Origin of the sequence: Agrobacterium sp. 33MFTa1.1 (assembly GCF_004328495.1) — a bacterium.
Classification (GTDB): domain Bacteria; phylum Pseudomonadota; class Alphaproteobacteria; order Rhizobiales; family Rhizobiaceae; genus Agrobacterium; species Agrobacterium pusense.
Window position 1 is genome coordinate 788,896 of the sequence record NZ_CP036358.1, and the last position, 19,229, is coordinate 808,124.

Here is a 19,229-nt window from a genome sequence, read left to right on the forward strand (position 1 = left end):
TGATCGGTTTATTTCACCGAAGATACCAATTCTGATTTATCTATGTACTTTAGAAATAGCTACATCACGAGGCAGAAACAAGGATGGAATACTCGGTTTTACTTTCGTTCTTGTCGAAAACGGCTTTTCCGCCTTCCATCCGTACCCTGCCTTCGGCGAGTAATTTCAGCGCCAGTGGATAGAGCTGGTGCTCGACGGTGAGAATGCGCGCAGCCAGGGTATCGGCCGTGTCGTCGGAAAGAACCGGCACAGCCCCCTGCGCAATCGTCGGGCCCTCGTCCATGCCTTCGGTGACGAAATGCACCGTGCAGCCGGAAATCTTCATGCCGCTGTCGATGGCACGCTGATGCGTATGCAAACCGGGGAAAAGCGGCAGCAGGGAAGGGTGGATATTGATGATGCGGCCTTCATAGGGGGCAATGAAATCCCCCGAGATCAGCCGCATATAGCCGGCGAGACAGATGATGTCAGGCGCAATCTCCCCAAGAGCGGCCAGAATGGCGCCCTCATGTTCCGTCTTGCTCGCATAGGTCCTGCGTTCGAAGACGAGGGTCGGAATGCCGAAACCCCGTGCCTTTTCCAGCCCGCCGGCAGTTGCCTTGTCCGAGATCACGCAGGCGATTTCCGCCGGAAAATCCGCCGTCTGGCAGGCCTTTACCAGCGACACCATGTTGGAGCCGCTGCCGGAGATGAAAACGACGACACGTTTGCGGCCGGACGACAGGGTGGCGGGCATCATAGGGCGAGGGCGCCCTTGTAGATCGTGCCATGCGCGCCTTCTTCACGGGCGACCATGCGGCCGAGCGGGAAGACGGTCTCGCCTTGGGCCGTGAGAACTTCGGTGACCTTTTCGGCATTTTCAGCCGAAACCACGACGATCATGCCGACGCCGCAATTGAAGGTGCGCAGCATTTCCTTTGCTTCGACACCACCGGTTTTCGCAAGCCAGGAGAAGACGGCGGGAACCTCTATCGCTTCGAGATCGATCTCGGCGGCGAGATGTTTGGGCAGAACGCGCGGAATATTCTCCGGGAAACCGCCGCCGGTAATATGCGCCAGTGCCTTCAGCGCGCCGGTCTCGCGGATCGCCTTCAGAAGCGGCTTCACATAGATGCGGGTTGGAGTCAGCAGCGCTTCGCCCAGCTTCTTGCCATCGGCGAAGGGAGCGGGTGCATCCCAGTCGAGTCCGGAGATCGATACGATCTTGCGCACCAGCGAGAAGCCGTTGGAGTGGACGCCGGATGAGGACAGGCCAAGAATGACGTCGCCCTCGGAAATGTCGCCGGCGGGCAGAAGCTGGCCGCGTTCGGCCGCGCCCACGGCAAAGCCCGCGAGGTCGTAATCACCATCTGAGTACATTCCCGGCATTTCAGCGGTTTCGCCGCCGATCAGCGCGCAACCGGATTCGCGGCAGCCGGCGGCGATGCCGGAAACGATCGCAGCGCCCTGGTCGGGATCGAGCTTGCCGGTGGCAAAATAATCGAGGAAGAACAGCGGTTCTGCACCCTGAACCACGAGATCGTTGACGCACATGGCGACGAGATCGATACCGACGGTGTCGTGATAGTTTGCGTCGATGGCGATCTTCAGCTTGGTGCCGACGCCGTCATTGGCGGCCACCAGAACCGGGTCGGTGAAGCCAGCGGCTTTCAGATCGAACAGGCCGCCGAAGCCGCCGATTTCGCCGTCCGCGCCGGGACGTCGCGTGGAACGCACCGCCGGTTTGATCTTCTCGACCATCAGATTGCCGGCGTCGATATCCACCCCTGCGTCACTATAGGTAAGACCGTTCTTGCCCGACTGGCTCATGGCTCTCGTCTCCGCTGGTTCCTTTGGCGTCGCCATTCGCACGGGACGGGGCCTGATGCAAGGGTTTGAGTGGCAAAACCTCCGGTTTTTAACGGCTTTGACGTTCCGCGATGGCCGCTCTCGGCAGCATTTGCCGCAATGCGGCGAAGGTGGGACCGGATATTCTGCGTTGCCGGCTTTTTCAGCCCCCTTATCCCTTTGCCGACGCAGTCTTGACCATGTGCCCACGCCCATCCTATCTCCATGATGCGGGACGACGATGCGGTGACAGAAGGATGAACGGATGCAACCCCATGTAAGCGGTACCAGCCTGCGCCGGCAGGTGTTTTTCTGGATCGGCGTGCTTGCCGTCTTTATCCTCTTCCTGATGGTCTTCAGCTCCATTCTCCTGCCTTTCGTGGCTGGCATGGCGCTAGCCTATTTTCTCGATCCGGTGGCCGATTGGCTGGAGAGGCGCGGCCTCAGCCGGCTGATGGCCACAGTCGTCATTCTCATCTCCTTCGTGCTGGTCTTCGCGCTGTCGCTCATCATCATCATTCCGCTCATTGCCGCCCAGGCCTCGGAATTCATCACGCGCATCCCGCAATATATCTCGTCGCTGCAGCAGCTGATCGCCGGCGCGGATACCAATCTCCTGCCGGACTGGGTGAGCAGCCAGATCGACGCGGTAAAGGAGAACTTCTCGAAACTCCTCACCGAAGGTGCGGGTTTCATCGGCACATTGCTGACGCAGATATGGAATTCCGGCAAATCGCTGGTCGATGTCGTGTCGCTCCTGGTGGTCACCCCCGTCGTCGCCTTTTACCTGTTGCTTGACTGGGACCGGATGATCGACAAGGTCGACAGCTGGATACCGCGCGATTACGTGCACACGGTGCGCCAGATCGCCCGCGACATGGACAAGACCATTGCCGGTTTCGTGCGTGGGCAGGGCTCGCTCTGCCTCATTCTCGGGGTTTATTACGCCGTCGGCCTATCGCTGGTCGGGCTTAATTTCGGCCTTTTGATCGGCCTTTTTTCGGGCCTCATCAGCTTCATTCCCTATATCGGCTCCATGGTCGGCCTGATCCTGGCGGTTGGCGTCGCCATCGTGCAGTTCTGGCCGGATTATCTCTATGTCGTGCTGACCCTCGTCGTGTTCTTTTCCGGCCAGTTCATCGAAGGCAATATCCTGCAGCCGAAACTTGTCGGCAGCAGCGTCGGCCTGCATCCTGTCTGGCTGATGTTTGCCCTCTTCGCTTTCGGCGCGCTTTTCGGCTTCGTCGGGCTTCTAGTCGCGGTGCCGGCTGCGGCGGCGGTCGGCGTGCTTGTCCGCTTCGCCTTGTCGCGGTATCTTGAAAGCGATCTTTACCACGGGCACGCCGCCAACCTTCCCTGGGAAGCCAACCTCACCCTGGAAGAAAGGGAAACGTCCTCCGGCAAGGTTGACTCTCAGAGCTGACAATGACTGACCCAATCAAAACCGACAACGCCCGGTCGAAGGCCGAGCAGCTGCCGCTCGCATTTTCGCATCCGTCCGCCTCCGGCCGGGAGGATCTCCTCGTGTCGGCTTCGCTGGAGGCCGCCGTCAGCCTCGTTGACGCATGGCCGCACTGGCCCTCGCCGGTGGTCGTGCTGGCAGGGCCGCCCGGTTCCGGAAAATCGCACCTTGCCAATATCTGGAAAAATATCAGCGAGGCTCGCGAGATTCATCCGCAGGCGGGCGCGGATGCCGCGCGCGCGGCCGAAAGGGGGGCGGTGCTGTTCGAGGACGCCGATCGGCGTGGTTTTGACGATACCGAACTCTTCCATGTCATCAACAGCGTACGCCAGAATGGCACGACGCTTCTGATGACCAGCCGGCAATGGCCGTCGGCCTGGCCGGTCACGCTGCCGGATCTGCGCTCGCGCCTCAAGGCCGTGACGGTGGTGGAAACGGGTGAACCGGACGAGGCGCTGCTGGCGCAGGTGCTGGTGAAGCTCTTCGCTGACCGGCAGCTTTACATGGATGACAAACTCATAGGCTACATCGTCAACAGAATGGAACGTTCGCTCGATACGGCGCAGACGATCGTAGAGCGGATCGACAGGCTGGCGCTTTCGCGCGGAACGAGGATCACCCGCCCACTGGTCGCGGAAGTCCTCAACGCGATGGACAATGCCGAGAGACATAACGGACCGGACGACGATTGACTGTCACAGTTCCGTCGTCAAACTGTTATACGGGCAAGAAGGACGATCGCGGGATGCAGCAGGATCACGGATTGGAAATTGGTCAGGGGATGGAACAGGGCATGGACGCTGTCGCGCAGGAAGATTTCAACAAGGTTCAGCCGCAGACCGAGGGCGAGAACCTCTGGGATAGCCCCGCGCGTTTCATCAACCGCGAATTCTCCTGGCTCCAGTTCAACCGCCGTGTCCTTGAGGAAACGCTGAACACCGATCACCCGCTGCTGGAGCGGCTGCGTTTCCTGTCCATCTCGGCGGCCAATCTCGATGAGTTCTTCATGGTTCGCGTCGCCGGCCTCGAAGGCCAGGTGCGCCAGAAGATCACCGTCAGGACCCCGGACGGCAAGACCCCGGCAGAACAGCTCGAAGATATTCTGAAGGAAATCGACAACCTGCAGATGGAGCAGCAGGCCTCGCTTGCCGTTCTGCAGCAATATCTTGCCAAGGAAGAAATCTACATCGTACGCCCGGCTGCGCTTTCGGATGAGGATCGCAACTGGCTGGAGACCGAGTTTGAGGAACGCATGTTCCCGGTGCTGACGCCGCTCTCCATCGATCCGGCGCACCCGTTCCCCTTCATTCCCAATCTCGGCTTTTCCATGGGCCTGCAGTTGGACAGCGTCAACGGCCGCGAGCCGATGACGGCGCTTTTGCGCCTGCCGCCGGCGCTCGACCGCTTCGTGCGGCTGCCTGATGAAAAGAACGCCATCCGCTACATCACGCTCGAGGATGTGGTTGGTCTGTTCATTCACCGGCTCTATCCCGGCTATACCGTTCGCGGTTCCGGCACGTTCCGCATCATCCGCGATAGCGATATCGAGGTGGAGGAAGAGGCCGAAGATCTGGTGCGCTTCTTCGAAAGCGCGCTGAAACGCCGCCGCCGCGGTTCCGTCATCCGCATCGAGACCGATAGCGAAATGCCGCAGTCGCTCAGGCAGTTCGTGGTGCACGAACTCGGTGTGCCGGATAATCGCGTCGCGGTTCTGCCCGGTCTTCTCGCGCTCAACACGATCTCGGAAATCGTGCGTGCCCCGCGCGACGACCTGAAATTCGAGCCCTACAATGCCCGTTTCCCGGAGCGCGTTCGTGAACATGCCGGCGATTGCCTCGCTGCGATCCGCGAAAAGGACATGGTGGTTCACCATCCCTATGAAAGCTTCGACGTGGTGGTGCAGTTCCTCCTGCAGGCTGCGCGCGATCCCGAAGTACTCGCCATCAAGCAGACGCTTTACCGCACCTCCAACGACAGCCCGATCGTTCGCGCGCTGATCGACGCCGCGGAAGCAGGTAAATCCGTCACCGCGCTGGTCGAGCTCAAAGCGCGTTTCGACGAGGAAGCAAACATCCGCTGGGCGCGCGATCTGGAGCGCGCCGGCGTGCAGGTCGTGTTCGGCTTCATCGAACTCAAGACCCACGCCAAGATGTCGATGGTGGTGCGCCGCGAGGATGGCAAGCTCAGGACCTACTGCCACCTTGGCACGGGCAACTATCACCCGATCACGGCGAAGATCTATACCGACCTGTCCTTCTTCACCTGCAACCCAAAGATCGCCCACGACATGGCGAATATCTTCAACTTCATCACGGGTTACGGCGAACCGGAGGAGGGCATGAAGCTGGCCGTCTCGCCCTATACGCTACGCGCACGCATCCTCAAGCATATTCACGAGGAAATCGAGCACGCCAAGCGCGGCGCGCCGGCGGCGATCTGGATGAAGATGAATTCGCTTGTCGATCCAGAGATCATCGATGCGCTCTACCATGCCAGCGCCGCCGGTGTTGAGGTGGACCTCGTCGTGCGCGGCATCTGCTGCCTGCGCCCGCAGGTGCCCGGCCTGTCGGACAATATCCGCGTCAAATCCATCGTCGGCCGCTTCCTGGAGCACAGCCGCATCTTCTGCTTCGGCAATGGTTTCGGCCTGCCGTCGGACAAGGCGCTGGTCTATATCGGCTCTGCCGACATGATGCCGCGCAATCTTGACCGCCGCGTGGAGACGCTGGTGCCGCTGACCAATCCCACCGTGCATGAGCAGGTTCTTTCACAGATTATGCTGGGCAATCTCATTGACAACCAGCAGAGCTACGAGATACTTGCGGACGGAACGTCGAGGCGCATCGAGGTGCGTAAAGGCGAAGAACCGTTCAACGCGCAGCACTATTTCATGACCAATCCCAGCCTTTCCGGACGTGGTGAAGCCCTGAAATCCAGTGCGCCCAAATTGATTGCCGGGTTGATTTCGTCCCGCAAGAAACAGGCTGAATGACTCGATCAGAAGCACAGGGGCGGCTGACCGGCCTTGCCCCCGTTTCCGTCATAGATATTGGCTCGAACTCCGTTCGTCTTGTCGTATATGAAGGTCTTTCCCGCGCGCCTGCGGTGCTGTTCAACGAAAAGGTGCTTTGCGGGCTTGGCAAAGGTTTGGCGCTGACGGGGCGCATGCATGAGGAAGGTGTGAGCCGCGCGCTCCTGGCGCTCAGGCGTTTTCACGCCCTCTCCGAGCAGGCGCAGGCGCAGCAGCTTTATGTGCTGGCCACGGCCGCGGCCCGAGAAGCGGAAAATGGTCCCGATTTCATTCGTGAGGCCGAAGCCATCCTCGGCTGCGAGATCGAGGTTCTGTCGGGTGAGAAGGAAGCGCTTTATTCGGCCTATGGCGTGATCAGCGGTTTCCATGATCCTGATGGCATCGCCGGCGACCTCGGGGGCGGCTCGCTGGAGCTGATCGACATCAAGGGCAAGAGCTGCGGCGAAGGCATCACCCTGCCGCTTGGCGGTCTGCGGCTTTCGGAGCAATCGGACGGCTCGCTGGAAAAAGCGGCGACCATTGCCAGAAAACACGTCAAATCCTTCGCCAAACTTCTGGCGGCGGGTGAGGGGCGCACCTTTTACGCCGTCGGCGGCACCTGGCGAAATATCGCCAAGCTGCACATGGAGATATCCGGTTATCCCCTGCACATGATGCAGGGTTATGAATTGCCGCTGGAGGAAATGCTGAATTTCCTCGAGGAGGTCATCGTCTCCCGGGATAGCAAGGATCCCGCCTGGCAGGCGGTCTCCAAGAACCGCCGCTCGCTGCTGCCATTCGGTGCCATCGCCATGCGCGAAGTTCTGAAGATGATGAAGCCGGCCAGGATCGCTTTTTCCGCACAGGGCGTACGCGAGGGTTACCTTTATTCGCTGCTGACGGAGGCGGAGCGCGAATCCGATCCGCTGCTGGTTGCCGCCGACGAACTTGCCATTTTGCGCGCCCGTTCTCCGGAGCATGCGCGAGAACTGGCGGACTGGAGCGGTCGCACCTTCCCGGTTTTCGGCATCGACGAGACGGAAGAGGAAAGCCGCTATCGGCAGGCCGCCTGCCTGCTGGCCGACATCAGCTGGCGCGCGCATCCCGATTACCGCGGTCTGCAGGCGCTCAATATCATCGCCCACTCGTCCTTCGTGGCGATCACCCATCCCGGGCGCGCCTATATTGCACTTGCCAATTATTACCGCTTTGAAGGCCTGAACGACAACGGCACCACCGAGCCGCTTGCCGCCATGGCGGGGGAGCGTCTGCAGGAACTCGCCAAACTGCTGGGCGGCCTGCTGCGCGTCGTATATCTTTTTTCAGCCTCCATGCCGGGTGTCGTGGATCACCTGAAATTCCGCAAGACAGATAATCCGGATCTCGATCTGGAATTTGTGGTGCCGCATGATTATTGCGATTTTGCCGGCGAGCGGCTGGACGGACGTTTGCAGCAACTGGCGAAGCTGACGGGCAAGCGGCTGGCCTTCGTGTTCGAATAAGGAGCGGCGGAGTTTCCGTTCACGACAGAAACGACATTGGCCCCGTGCTAGGACCAGCGCTCGCAGAACGCTTCGATATCGTTTGACTGAAAGTCGCCAAGCCGCGCCATGATTGTCTCGAAGGGCCAGTCCCACCACGCAATAGCGGTAAGCTTCTGCGCAATCGATCGTGAAAAGCGCTCGCGAATGATTTTTGCGGGTACGCCGCCGACGATGGTATAGGGCGGCACGTCCCTGGTCACCACGGCGCCGGCGGCCAGCACCGCGCCGTCTCCCACCTTGACGCCCGGCAGGACGATGACCCCGTGTCCGATCCAGACATCGTGACCGATAACGGCGCGATCCTGCTTCCGCTGCGCGAAAAAGGCATCGTCGCGCACCGCATCGGCAGAGTAATATTCCGGGCAGTAGCTGAAACGGTGCATGGATGGCCGGTCCATCGGATGGTTGGGAGCGCCTATCCTGACCTCCGCGGCGATGGCGCAGAACTTCCCGATGATCGCATCCCCCACCATGCAGCGGGGACCAAGATAAGAGTAGTCTCCGAGCTCAACATTATGCAGCGAGGTATCGGCCAAAATCTCGCAGCATCTGCCGATGCTCGAGTCTCTTACGCTGGCTGTTGCATGAATGACGGTCTCTGCGAGCTTAGGGCGCTTGATCTGTGCGGTCGAATCCATTGCAGTCTCCCGATTTTGCGCCTGCTTAACCGGGCATGATGAAGGCCCTATGACGCGAGACGGCGGAGCATTCCATCCGTGACCGGCATACCCTGTCAAGTTCAGAACACGTCTCTTGCTTCGTGTGACATTCTCTCCTTACAGATCGGCGTCACCTGCCGGCGACATTCGGGCGCATTATCGTTTCCAGTAGTGCTCCGTTATGTTTTGAGCATTCCGAATGATATGACCGGCGATTTCTGGGTCGCCGCCCTCGAAGGTCTGCGGGTCGGCCCCGCATAACAACAAAAAGAGCTGTTGATGCGCGACCGCGGCAAAATAATCCCGGGGTGGTGGCTGCATGTCTGACCCGGCCGCCTCGAATGCTTCGGCGACTTCTTTGCTGGCGCGCTCAACCGCTGCATGAACACTCGCCATCATCGCCGCTTCCTTGCGTTCCAATATATCCTGAACCTGCCGTTCTGCCGGTGTCAAAACCGGACAACTCTCGCTCATTAAATGTCTCTCCTGTGGGTACAACCATTTCGCCAAGCAATATTATCGCGTGGATTGTGTCCGCTTTGCGGGAAACATAAATCTCGGTCTTGAAGTGTAGCGCGCCGGTTGACCTCCATGCCGTGCGGATCGAACAGCAATGGGCTGTCCTTTTTGCAAGCCGTTCAGCCGTGGCCGAGTGCCTTTCGAATGCAGGCGCTGAGATAGGCATATTGCAGCGGCGTTATCGTCGCCATGACTTCGGTCCGATTGGCGGGATGATCCTGATAACCCACCGGCAGATCGAATTGGGTGAAGGTGAAATCCCAGCGGACGCCATCAATGATATTGTAGAAGTGTTGCGCGCCGCTGACAGCGGTTTTCGCAATTTCGCCACCGAAAATGTCCTGAACCACCAGGGCAGTGACGCTTCCTTGCCCCCTGGCTGGATTTTCGCGCGACCAGAGGCCGCTGGTCTCGCCCGACCAGCTTCTCTTCAGGGCGTAGTACAGTCTTTCGGCATGGTCCTGCATGAAACGTCTTCTTTTCCGCAAGCATGTTTCTGTCGCGGCCGGAAAATCGGGAGGAGCGCCGCGCAGACGTTCGTGTCTGCCAGCGCTCCGTCCGGATCATTGGTGACCGTCAATGCAAATGACGGCAGCCGTGGCCTCACTTCGCCTCGAGCAGGTCCTTGACCTCAAGCAGAACGAATTCGTTGTCATCAGCCTTGTCCAGCGCCCGCCCGGCAGAGAAAGGCAGGTTGTTGTCATTGCCGACGATGATATGCGTGGCATCGACGCGGTCGACATTCTCGATGGTGACGAAAGGCATGTCGTAGAAACCGTTGCCGCCGCCCTGGCGCTTCTTGTTATCAGGGTCGGAGATCTTCATCAGGTCGATATAGCCGATCTTGCGGGCGGCCTTGCCGACATTGGCGTCGTTGAATTCGATCTTGTAGATGCGCTTGACCTTGGCTGGGCGGGCGAAGCAGTCCGCAGTGGGAGCCTTCGGGTCGGCGCAGGCCTTGTCGGCCGTGCCGGCGCCGTTGTCGCGTTCGATGACGAGGGCAGTGGTCTCGTCCAGCATGTTGAAGTCACCGATCGCCTCGCCGCCTTCCGCCAGCGGATAAAGCCAGCTGCGACCGGTCCACTCTTTCCTGGCGGTGTCCAGTTCGATGATGCGCAGCGCGGTCGCGCCGTCTTCGGTCTTTTCTACCTGGCCGTCCGCCATATAAAGCGGTCCTTCGAGAAGGCCGTAGAGCTTTGAGCCGTCCTTGGAGAGCGCCATGCCTTCATAACCGCCGGAGCGTTTCAGGTTGAAAGCGGGCATTTTCTGAGTCGGGTTGCCAGGCAGTGCGAGAGCCGAATGGTCGGGAGACTTCACCTCGATATCACCGGCCTTGGTGGAGATCACATCGGTCAGCTTGCCGTCGCGGGTGAATTTCAGGATGTAAGGACCGAATTCCTCACCCACCCAGAAACCGTCGGCAACAGGCTGAATGGATTCGACATCGAAATCGGCGCCCGTCAGGTAGCGCTTTTCCGTGCCTTCCAGAACGATGGGGAAGGGCGATTTCATGTCGGGGTCGGAGAGAAACACGGTTTCAAGCGCATTGACCTTGCCGGCTTCCCAGTCGAACTTCAGATGGTGAAGCATCAGCATGGCGTCGCTCGAATTGAGCTTGGAGCCGAAACCGTTGTCGGAAAGGCTCCAGAAGCTGCCGTCCGGCATGGCCTTGATGCCGGAAAAGCCCTGCATGGGCTGGCCGTTGAACGGCATGGAAAGGCCCGTCAGGCGCACGCCGTCCTTGCCGGGCACGGTGCCGAGGCCTTCGGCGCGCTTGCGGTCGGCTGTGGTGAACTTGGCGGAGGTCTTGAGATGTGCCGGCGCATCGGCAGGCGCGGCGATGATGGTGTTGGCCGGTAGAATGGCATGTGAAACCAGCTTTGCCGGAAACTCCTTTTCCGCTGCCTGCGATGCAGAAGCGAGCGCGAGAACCGCGCAAGAGGCGAAAAGAACGTGCTTCATGTTGAGACCCCTCTCAGTACCTGTTGAAGACAGGATTGACGCGATAGGGGGAGCACATGACAGAGAGGTGATTGCCGTTTGAAGCTTTGATGAATTTTGATGACGGCGCCGCTGGCAAGGTGACGGCGACGTTGCTTCGCCCTAAGCGGCGGGGGCCTGATACTGGCTGAGCGTGCAGACACCGAGCGTCTGACCACGGCCCTTGACCGCGTGCTCGCCGAGATATTCGCTGCGCACGCCCTTGGGAAGCACCAGCTGATGGGCGAGGTCGGCGGAAATCAGCACGGGATGGCCAAGCATCTTGCTCAGCGATTCGAGTCTGGAGGTCGTGTTCACCGTATCGCCGAAATAGGTGATCTTGTGATGGTCGACGCCGATTTCCGCAGTGATGACAGGTCCGCCATGGATGGCGAAGCGCAGGCGCGGCACTTCACCGAAGCGGGAAAGCCACATGTCGCGCTTTTCCTCGATGGTCGCCTGAATATCGAAAACGCAGCGCACGCAGGCCGCGCGCCTTATCGCCCTATGGTACGGCCAGGTGATGATCGCGGCGTCGCCGATGTAATCGTCGATGACGCCGCCGTGTTTCCTGACCGGTGCGGCATAGCTCGCGAAGATTTCGCCCAGAAATTCCTGTGCCTTCAGGTCGCCATGGGTTTCGGCGAAGGAGGTGGAGCCGACAAGGTCGATGAAGATGAAGACACGGTCTTCGCTCACCGGTCTGCGATAGCGCCCGAGAATGAGGTCGATGAAGATATCGCGGCCAAGAAGTTCACGCACGCGCATGATGAAGACGATGATGCCGCAGACGATGAGCGTGAAGACCAGCGTCTGTACTTCGGCATGAACGGCGCGTTTCCAGGTGCCGGGAAAGATGCCGCTCAGCCACAGGATCGTGCCGCCCAGCCCGAAGCCGCAGAAGACGAGAACGGCATAGATGACAAGACCGACGGCAATGTAAACCGGTGTCGGCAGGGCGCTGACCTGCCGCGACAGGCCGGGCATGATGTAACCGCGCTCGAAGGCGAGGATTGGCGCGCAGGCAAACAGCGCATAGGTCGCGCCGATGAGCGCGCCACCGCCATATTCCAGGAAGGCGTAGGCCACGCCGCTGCCGGCCACGGCAACGAAGAGCACCACGTAATCCAGAATGGGCAGCAATTTTCTCATGTCGATTCTTGATCTCGGGAAGGGCAGGCCCGTCGCTCCTTGCGGGCAAAGCTTCTGTTCAGGTCATATGCGACATTAATGTGGAAAAAGCGCTGGAAAAAGTGAGCAATCGGTAAGGTTGCATAAAGGATCGGAAAGCCTGTTGCCCGGTTGCCGCAACGGGCGGGGCCCGCACCCCGCCTAAGTTGATATTGTATAATCGATGGCTTCACCGATTTTGTCGCCCGACGCGCCGTCGGGCGATTCGGGTGTTCGGCCAGCGCCCTTCAGACGCAGCGCTAGCGAATGAGGCGATACGCGGTATGAGAAGGTCGCGGAAAGAGCGAGCGTTACGACTCGTTCGCCGCAACCTCTACAGCCTCGACCTTCTTGCCGGCAAAACGCAGGGCGACCTCACCATTGATGAGCTTCAGCGCCACATTGCCGAAAAGCTCCCGCCGCCAACCGGTCAGCGCCGCCACCGTTGCCTTTTCGCCCTCGGCGGCGATCTTGTCCAGATCGTCGCTATTGGCGATGACCTTGGCGGCGACGCCGTGCTTGTCAGCTGTCAGCTTCAGCAGAACCTTCAACAGTTCCACGGCAGCGCCCGAGCCTTCCGGCGCGTGGCTGTGACGCGGTGCCTTCGGCATTTCTTCTTTCGGCAGCGCCAGCGCCGCATTCACCGTCTCGACGATGGCGTTGCCGGACGCGGAGCGTTCCCAGCCCTTGGGAATGGTGCGAAGCCGCGACAGCGCCTCGGCATCCTTTGGCTGCTGCTGAGCGATTTCGAAGATCGCATCGTCTTTCAGCACGCGCGAGCGAGGCACGTTGCGGGAGCGCGCCTCCCGCTCGCGCCAGGCGGCGACGAATTTGAGGATGGCAAGCTCGGTCGGCTTGCGCAGGCGCGATTTCAGCCGCAGCCAGGCATCGTCGGGATGCATGTCATACGTGTCGCGAGACTCGAGAATATCCATCTCTTCGGTCAGCCACAGCGAGCGGCCTTCACGCTCGAGCTGGGCTTTCAGCGAGAGATAGACATCCCGCAGATGGGTCACGTCGGCCAGCGCGTAATCCAGCTGCTTTTCGGTCAGCGGGCGGCGGCTCCAGTCGGTGAAACGCGAGGATTTGTCGATCTGCACGTTTTTGATCTTCTGAACCAGCTGGTCGTATGAGATCGAATCGCCGAAACCGCAGACCATGGCGGCGACCTGCGTGTCGAAGATCGGATGCGGAATAAGCCCGCCGAGATGGTAGATGATTTCGATGTCCTGTCGCGCCGCGTGGAAAACCTTCACGACGTCGGGATTGGCCATCAACTCGAAAAGCGGCGTAAGATCGAGGCCCTTCGCCAGCGGATCGACCAGCACCTCGAGAGTCGGGCTTGCCATCTGCACGAGGCAGAGTTCCGGCCAGAAGGTGGTTTCCCGCAAAAATTCGGTGTCGATGGTGATGAATTCCGATTTCGCCAGTTCCGTGCAGGCCTCGGCGAGGGCGGCGGTCGTTTCAATCATTGCAAATGGCCACTCGTGAAAATTATCCGTCTTACTTTCCCTTTGCCGGGCGCATGTCAATACAAAGCCCGTTTTTGAAGGCCTAACGATCGTTTTTCTCCGGCGGATTGGGCTCCGACCCATTCTTTTTAGGTGGTGCGGGTGCGGCGAGCTTCTGGAAATAGGCCGAGGTGCGCAACAGCGAACTGAAACGCCAGTTCCTCTCCTCAAGCGGAACGCCCTCGCGCACCTGCAGCCGATATATGGTGTAGGCGATGAAAACGATCTGGATCGCGGCGGTATAGCTGAAGAGTGCCTTCGGACCGAACTGATCGATCAGGACGGAAGCGAGAAGCGGCCCCACGGTTGCGCCCACCGACCAGAAGAACAGCAGTCCGGCTGACATCATCGCATGTTCGCCTTCCCTGGCGTGATCGTTGCCATGCGCCGAACTCAGCGAATAAAGCGGCAGGGCGAAGGCGCCGAAGATGAAGACGCCGATGATATTGCTCCATTCATCAGTACCGGCGAAGAAAGCGAGAAAGAGCCCGACGACGACAGAGGCCGCCGTGGTGGCGAGGATGATGATGCGCCGGTCATAACGGTCGGAATAAACGCCAAGCGGATATTGCAGCACCACACCGCCAATAATGCCCGCACTCATGAATGTGGCGATGGCGGTGACGGAAAAGCCTATCTGTTCGGCATAGATCGGGCCAATATTGCGGAAGGCCGCCATGCTGAGGCCGACTGCCACGCAACCGACGACGGCAAGCGGGGAAATGCGCCAGACGGCGAAAAGGTCGAAGGGAATCTGCTTCGGCGGGGCAGGGTTGGATTTGTCGGCAAGCGAGATCGGCACCAGAGACAGCACCAGCGCTATCGCGATCAGCGAAAACACCACCGGACCTTCGACACCCATCACGGCAATGACATATTGCGCCAGTGTCACGGAGCCGAGATCGACGAAACGATAGATGGAAAGCGTGCGAGCGCGATTGGAATTCGTCACCTGGGCATTGATCCAGCTTTCGATGGCCGCAAAAAGACAGGCGACGGCAATGCCGATGACGAAACGCATCAGCATCCAGAATAGCGGGTGGATGATGAGCGGCATGGCGATCGAAGCGGCCGAGGCGACCGCTGCCATGGTCGCGAAGGTTCTGATATGGCCGATCTTTCGCAGAAGCCGCGTCACCGAAATGCAGCCGAGTGCGAATCCGATGCTGTAGGCGGCGCTGATGACGCCGATGGTGCTGGCGGAAAAACCTTCGGAGATGCCGCGCAGGGCAATATAGGTTCCCTGCAGGCCGTTGCCGCCGATCAGGATGCCGGCGGTGACGAGAAGCGGGATGAGGGGTCTGATCTGGCTCATTGCGGGCCGACTCGGTTTGGCGGGCTGAATATGCACTATCTAAAGCCACGGCGGGGGAAAGGACAGGCTGAAGGCGACATTGTTGCGCTTTGCCTTGACAAATCAGGCTGGCCATGCGCTTTTCCGGCAAATTTCGACAGTGCCGCCCATCTGGCCTCCAACGGGCCCACGACACGTTCCAGGATAAAAAAATGCATCGTTACCGCAGCCACACCTGTGCCGCTCTCCGCAAGTCCGACGTCGGCGAAACCGTTCGCCTTTCCGGTTGGGTTCATCGCGTGCGAGATCATGGCGGCGTTCTCTTCATCGACCTTCGCGACCATTACGGCATCACCCAGGTGGTTGCCGATCCTGACAGCCCGGCTTTCAAGGTTGCGGAAACCGTACGCGGCGAATGGGTCATCCGCATCGACGGCCTCGTCAAGGCGCGTTCGGAAGACACCGTCAACAAGGGCATGGCGACCGGCGAGATCGAACTTTACGCTCAGGAGATCGAGGTTCTCGGCGTCGCCAAGGAGCTGCCGCTGCCGGTCTTCGGTGAGCCTGACTATCCGGAAGACGTTCGCCTGAAGTACCGCTTCCTCGACCTGCGCCGCGAAACGCTGCACAAGAACATTGTCAAGCGCACGCAGATCATCTCCGCCATGCGCACCGGCATGGCCGATGCCGGCTTTGCCGAATATACGACGCCGATCCTCACGGCCTCCTCGCCGGAAGGTGCACGCGACTTCCTCGTGCCGTCGCGTATTCATGAGGGCAAGTTCTTCGCGCTGCCGCAGGCGCCGCAGCAGTACAAGCAGCTTCTGATGGTGGCGGGTTTCGACCGTTACTTCCAGATCGCGCCGTGCTTCCGCGATGAAGACCCGCGCGCCGACCGCCTGCCGGGCGAATTCTACCAGCTCGACGTCGAAATGAGCTTCGTGACCCAGGAAGATGTCTGGACCACGATGGAGCCGATGATGACTGCCGTCTTCGAAAAGTTTGCCGAAGGCAAGCCTGTCACCAAAGAGTGGCCGCGCATTCCCTATGATGAAGCGATCCGCAAATACGGCTCCGACAAGCCGGACCTGCGCAACCCGATCGTCATGCAGGCCGTGACCGAGCATTTCGATGGTTCGGGCTTCAAGGTCTTCGCGAACATGATCGCCTCCAACCCGAAGGTTCAGGTCTGGGCAATTCCGGCCAAGACCGGCGGTTCGCGCGCATTCTGCGACCGCATGAACGCCTGGGCGCAGTCTCAGGGTCAGCCCGGCCTCGGTTACATCTTCTGGAAGGAAGAGGACGGCAAGGTCGGCGGTTCCGGTCCGCTCGCCAAGAACATTGGCGAGGAACGCACCGAGGCGCTGCGCCAGCAGCTCGGCCTCGAGGCAGGTGATGCCTGCTTCTTCGTCGCCGGTGATCCCGCCAAGTTCTACAAGTTTGCCGGTGAGGCGCGCACCCGCGCTGCCGATGAACTGAACCTGATCGATCGCGACCGATTCGAAATGTGCTGGATCGTCGACTTCCCCTTCTTCGAATACAACGAAGAAGAAAAGAAGATCGATTTCGCCCACAACCCCTTCTCCATGCCGCAGGGTGGTCTGGAAGCGCTGGAAGGGCAGGACCCGCTCTCCATCAAGGCCTTCCAGTATGACGCCGTCTGCAACGGCTTCGAAATCGCCTCCGGTTCGATCCGTAACCAGTCGCCCGAGTTGATGGTCAAGGCTTTCGAAAAGGTTGGCCTGTCGCAGACCGACGTTGAAGAGCGCTTCGGCGGTCTCTACCGCGCCTTCCAGTATGGCGCGCCTCCGCATGGCGGTTGCGCTTTCGGTATCGACCGTGTGGTCATGCTGCTGGTCGGTGCGAAGAACCTGCGCGAAATCACGCTGTTCCCGATGAACCAGCAGGCGCAGGACCTTCTGATGAACGCGCCGTCGCCGGCAACGCCGACGCAGCTTCGCGAACTGGCGCTGCGCGTCGTTCCGTCCAAGAAAGACTGATCGTGTTGAAGACGCTGCTCGACCGTGTTCGCGCAGCCTTCACCCGTGCATTGGCGGCCGCGCTTGCGGCCGCTTTTGCGTTCTGGGTCGCGCATCGCTGGCTAGGCCATCCGCAACCCGTCTTCGCGGCAATCAGCGCGCTCATCTGTCTGGCGCCGGGAATTCCAAGCCATGTTCGTCAGGGCCTCGGCTTGATGGTGGGCGTCACCGTCGGCATTCTCGTCGGGGAAATAGCCCTCCTGGTCCCGCATGATTTCGCCGAAATCAGGCTGGCCTCGGCGACCTTCATCGCCATGATCCTCGCCTCCATGTTCGGCCTGCCGCCAGTCGTACCGATACAGGCTGGTGCTTCCGCCATGCTCGTGCTCCTCATGGGGCCGCAGGTTGCCGGCCTTGTCCGCTTCATCGACGTGATCGTGGGTGTCGCGACCGGTGTCACCGTAGCGCTGGTCTTCTTTCGCGAGCGGCTGAAACTCTAGCCGTCACCACTGGTGGATGAGGAATTTTCCGTCTTTTTCTCGCGAACGCGGCAAAGACACAATTTTACCGCGAGTCGAACCCACTTCCGCACATAATCAGCCGAAATCCGATCCCAGTATAGCCCTGCGTCCACCAGGAGGATGCAAGTCTAACGCAGATTTTAAACTTGGGACGGCGCCGACCGAACGTTGAATCCGGTTCGCGCGATAATATTGGTAAGGATTTCAGAATGGTTCATCAAACGGAAAAAGACCCTGCCATCGCGGCCGGGCATATGCATCCGGCCACGCACCGCACTCATTTCGCGGCCGGGCTGCGCTCGCCGGGCGCGAAATTTGTCATGATCGGCTTCATTTCGATGGTCTTGCTGGTGCCGCTCCTGCTGGTCTGGGCATTGACGGAAGAACGCGCCTCGCGTGCACAAGAGGTATCCGGACGGATCGCCCATGGATGGGGTGGCGATCAGGTGGTGAATGGACCTTATCTTGCCGTGCCCTTCGATGTGGAACGCCGCCGCGAGGTCAATGGCCAAAGCGTCGTTGATCGTGTGACGGAATGGGTGCTTGTCATGCCGGAAACACTAAAGGTCACGGCTGATCTCAAGGCCGAGGAAAAGCAGCTGTCGATCTATAGCTTGCCCGTTTATAAAGGCGATCTCGCGCTTGCCGGTCGCTTTGGTTCCGGCATCCTGACGGATCTCGCCCGTTTTGCTGGCACGCCCCGTCTCGATAACGCCGTCCTGGTTCTCAATATCGCTGACATGACAGGCATCCGGTCCAGCGCAGGCGTCCGGATAGACGGCGGGCCCGTTCTGCCATTTGATCCCGGCATGCGGGACATGTCCGCAACGGCAACGCATGACGACCCGCAGGCGCGAATGATGTCCGATGCCGGAGTGCATAGGCAGATTGACAGAAGCCTCATTGAAACCGGCTTTGCCTTCGATATCGCCTTTTCGCTGAACGGGTGGGGCAGTTTCGCCGTCGCGCCGGCAGGTCAGACGACGAGTTTTGCCGCAAAAGCCAATTGGCCACATCCGGGTTTCGAAGGCCTGTTTTTGCCGGAGGAAAAAACGATCACCGCCACGGAGTTCAATGCCAGTTGGACCATTCCGTATCTCGCACGGGGCTTGGATCGGGTTGTTGAAGGCCCGCGATTGCCGCTCTCCAACAGTCTGATGACAATCAATCTCGTAGAGCCAGTGAAATTTTACCAGATCATCGCGCGGACACTGAAATATTCGATCGGGTTCATCTCTCTCGTTTTCCTTGCCGTCTTTATCGTCGAACTCAAGGGCGGCACCATCGTGCACTGGCTACAATATGTGCTGACAGGGCTGGCGCTGATCGTTTTTTATGTACTTCTCCTGGCGCTTTCGGAGCACACGGGATTCACCATTGCTTATGTCGCCGCCGCACTTTCAACAGCGGTGCTGATCTCCTTTTATCTCGGCAGCGCAACCCGTAGCCGAAGGAACGGCATTGCCCTGTTCAGCGTGCTCTCACTCGCCTACAGCGTCATGTACCTGGTGCTGAATGAAGATGAATATGCACTGTTGGCCGGTGCGGTAATCTCGTTCATCGCCATAGCCGCCACAATGTTTGCGACGCGCCGCGTTGACTGGTCGGGAGCGGGCACTGCAGGTGAGGGCAGGATAATCGCACAGGGCGAAACAGCCTGAGCGCCACTGCCGCCCCCAAAAGCGGGACGCAAGCTGCGACCCGCTTTTGGCGTTGATCGTGAGATAAGTTATCGGGAGCTGACGACATTTCC

Annotated in this window: 16 protein-coding genes; 7 read left to right on the forward strand and 9 right to left on the reverse strand. The window is 59.7% G+C overall.

Features of this window, described 5'->3' with window-relative positions:
• Positions 1-64: 64 nt before the first annotated feature.
• Positions 65-739 carry a phosphoribosylglycinamide formyltransferase gene (gene purN / locus EYD00_RS04010; protein ID WP_004441128.1) on the reverse strand — a complete coding sequence of 225 codons (675 nt, stop codon included), beginning with the start codon at positions 737-739 and terminating at the stop codon, positions 65-67.
• Positions 736-1,809, reverse strand: a complete 1,074-nt coding sequence (gene purM, locus EYD00_RS04015; RefSeq protein WP_004441129.1) for a phosphoribosylformylglycinamidine cyclo-ligase — start codon at positions 1,807-1,809, stop codon at positions 736-738. Before purM ends, purN begins: the two co-directional genes overlap by 4 nt.
• Before the next feature lie 283 nt (positions 1,810-2,092).
• On the opposite strand from purM, the gene EYD00_RS04020 reads away from it, so the two are divergent.
• The 4 genes from EYD00_RS04020 (at position 2,093) to ppx (ending at position 7,801) form a co-directional block, all read left to right on the forward strand.
• Positions 2,093-3,250, forward strand: a complete 1,158-nt coding sequence (locus EYD00_RS04020; protein ID WP_004441130.1) for an AI-2E family transporter — start codon at positions 2,093-2,095, stop codon at positions 3,248-3,250.
• A gap of 2 nt (positions 3,251-3,252) precedes the next feature.
• Entirely contained in the window at positions 3,253-3,981 is a 729-nt protein-coding gene (gene hdaA, locus EYD00_RS04025; RefSeq protein ID WP_004441132.1) for a DnaA regulatory inactivator HdaA, read from the forward strand.
• A 101-nt stretch (positions 3,982-4,082) separates the two neighbouring features.
• Positions 4,083-6,281: an RNA degradosome polyphosphate kinase gene (locus EYD00_RS04030; protein ID WP_034496238.1), complete on the forward strand. Its 2,199-nt coding sequence runs from the start codon at positions 4,083-4,085 to the stop codon at positions 6,279-6,281.
• Positions 6,278-7,801 (forward strand): exopolyphosphatase, encoded by a 1,524-nt coding sequence (gene ppx / locus EYD00_RS04035; protein WP_004441136.1) that lies wholly within the window; start codon positions 6,278-6,280, stop codon positions 7,799-7,801. Before EYD00_RS04030 ends, ppx begins: the two co-directional genes overlap by 4 nt.
• Before the next feature lie 47 nt (positions 7,802-7,848).
• Here the strand turns inward: ppx and EYD00_RS04040 are convergent, their stop codons facing one another.
• From EYD00_RS04040 to EYD00_RS04070, 7 genes are all read right to left on the reverse strand, one after another.
• The gene (locus EYD00_RS04040; RefSeq protein WP_004441138.1) at positions 7,849-8,481 is read right to left on the reverse strand and encodes a DapH/DapD/GlmU-related protein; all 633 of its coding nucleotides are present in this window, start codon (positions 8,479-8,481) and stop codon (positions 7,849-7,851) included.
• Between the two features lie 177 nt (positions 8,482-8,658).
• Positions 8,659-8,976 carry a hypothetical protein gene (locus EYD00_RS04045; protein ID WP_004441140.1) on the reverse strand — a complete coding sequence of 106 codons (318 nt, stop codon included), beginning with the start codon at positions 8,974-8,976 and terminating at the stop codon, positions 8,659-8,661.
• Between the two features lie 164 nt (positions 8,977-9,140).
• The gene (locus EYD00_RS04050) at positions 9,141-9,488 is read right to left on the reverse strand and encodes a YunG family protein (RefSeq protein ID WP_004441141.1); all 348 of its coding nucleotides are present in this window, start codon (positions 9,486-9,488) and stop codon (positions 9,141-9,143) included.
• 136 nt (positions 9,489-9,624) lie between these two features.
• A complete protein-coding gene (locus EYD00_RS04055) occupies positions 9,625-10,983 on the reverse strand; it encodes an esterase-like activity of phytase family protein (protein WP_034495796.1) in 1,359 nt (452 codons plus the stop codon).
• A 141-nt stretch (positions 10,984-11,124) separates the two neighbouring features.
• Positions 11,125-12,153, reverse strand: coding sequence for an adenylate/guanylate cyclase domain-containing protein (locus tag EYD00_RS04060; RefSeq protein ID WP_004441145.1), 1,029 nt, complete (start codon positions 12,151-12,153; stop codon positions 11,125-11,127).
• Positions 12,154-12,482: 329 nt separating this feature from the next.
• On the reverse strand, positions 12,483-13,643 hold the full coding sequence (gene rnd, locus EYD00_RS04065) for a ribonuclease D (RefSeq protein ID WP_004441147.1): 1,161 nt from the start codon (positions 13,641-13,643) through the stop codon (positions 12,483-12,485).
• An 82-nt stretch (positions 13,644-13,725) separates the two neighbouring features.
• A complete protein-coding gene (locus tag EYD00_RS04070) occupies positions 13,726-14,997 on the reverse strand; it encodes an MFS transporter (RefSeq protein WP_004441149.1) in 1,272 nt (423 codons plus the stop codon).
• Between the two features lie 191 nt (positions 14,998-15,188).
• Between EYD00_RS04070 and aspS the strand changes: the two genes are divergently transcribed.
• From aspS to creD, 3 genes are all read left to right on the forward strand, one after another.
• Positions 15,189-16,976 (forward strand): aspartate--tRNA ligase, encoded by a 1,788-nt coding sequence (gene aspS, locus EYD00_RS04075; RefSeq protein WP_004441151.1) that lies wholly within the window; start codon positions 15,189-15,191, stop codon positions 16,974-16,976.
• A gap of 2 nt (positions 16,977-16,978) precedes the next feature.
• The gene (locus EYD00_RS04080; RefSeq protein WP_022555974.1) at positions 16,979-17,455 is read left to right on the forward strand and encodes an FUSC family protein; all 477 of its coding nucleotides are present in this window, start codon (positions 16,979-16,981) and stop codon (positions 17,453-17,455) included.
• A 230-nt stretch (positions 17,456-17,685) separates the two neighbouring features.
• Positions 17,686-19,137 (forward strand): cell envelope integrity protein CreD, encoded by a 1,452-nt coding sequence (creD, locus tag EYD00_RS04085; protein ID WP_004441152.1) that lies wholly within the window; start codon positions 17,686-17,688, stop codon positions 19,135-19,137.
• Positions 19,138-19,229: the final 92 nt, after the last annotated feature.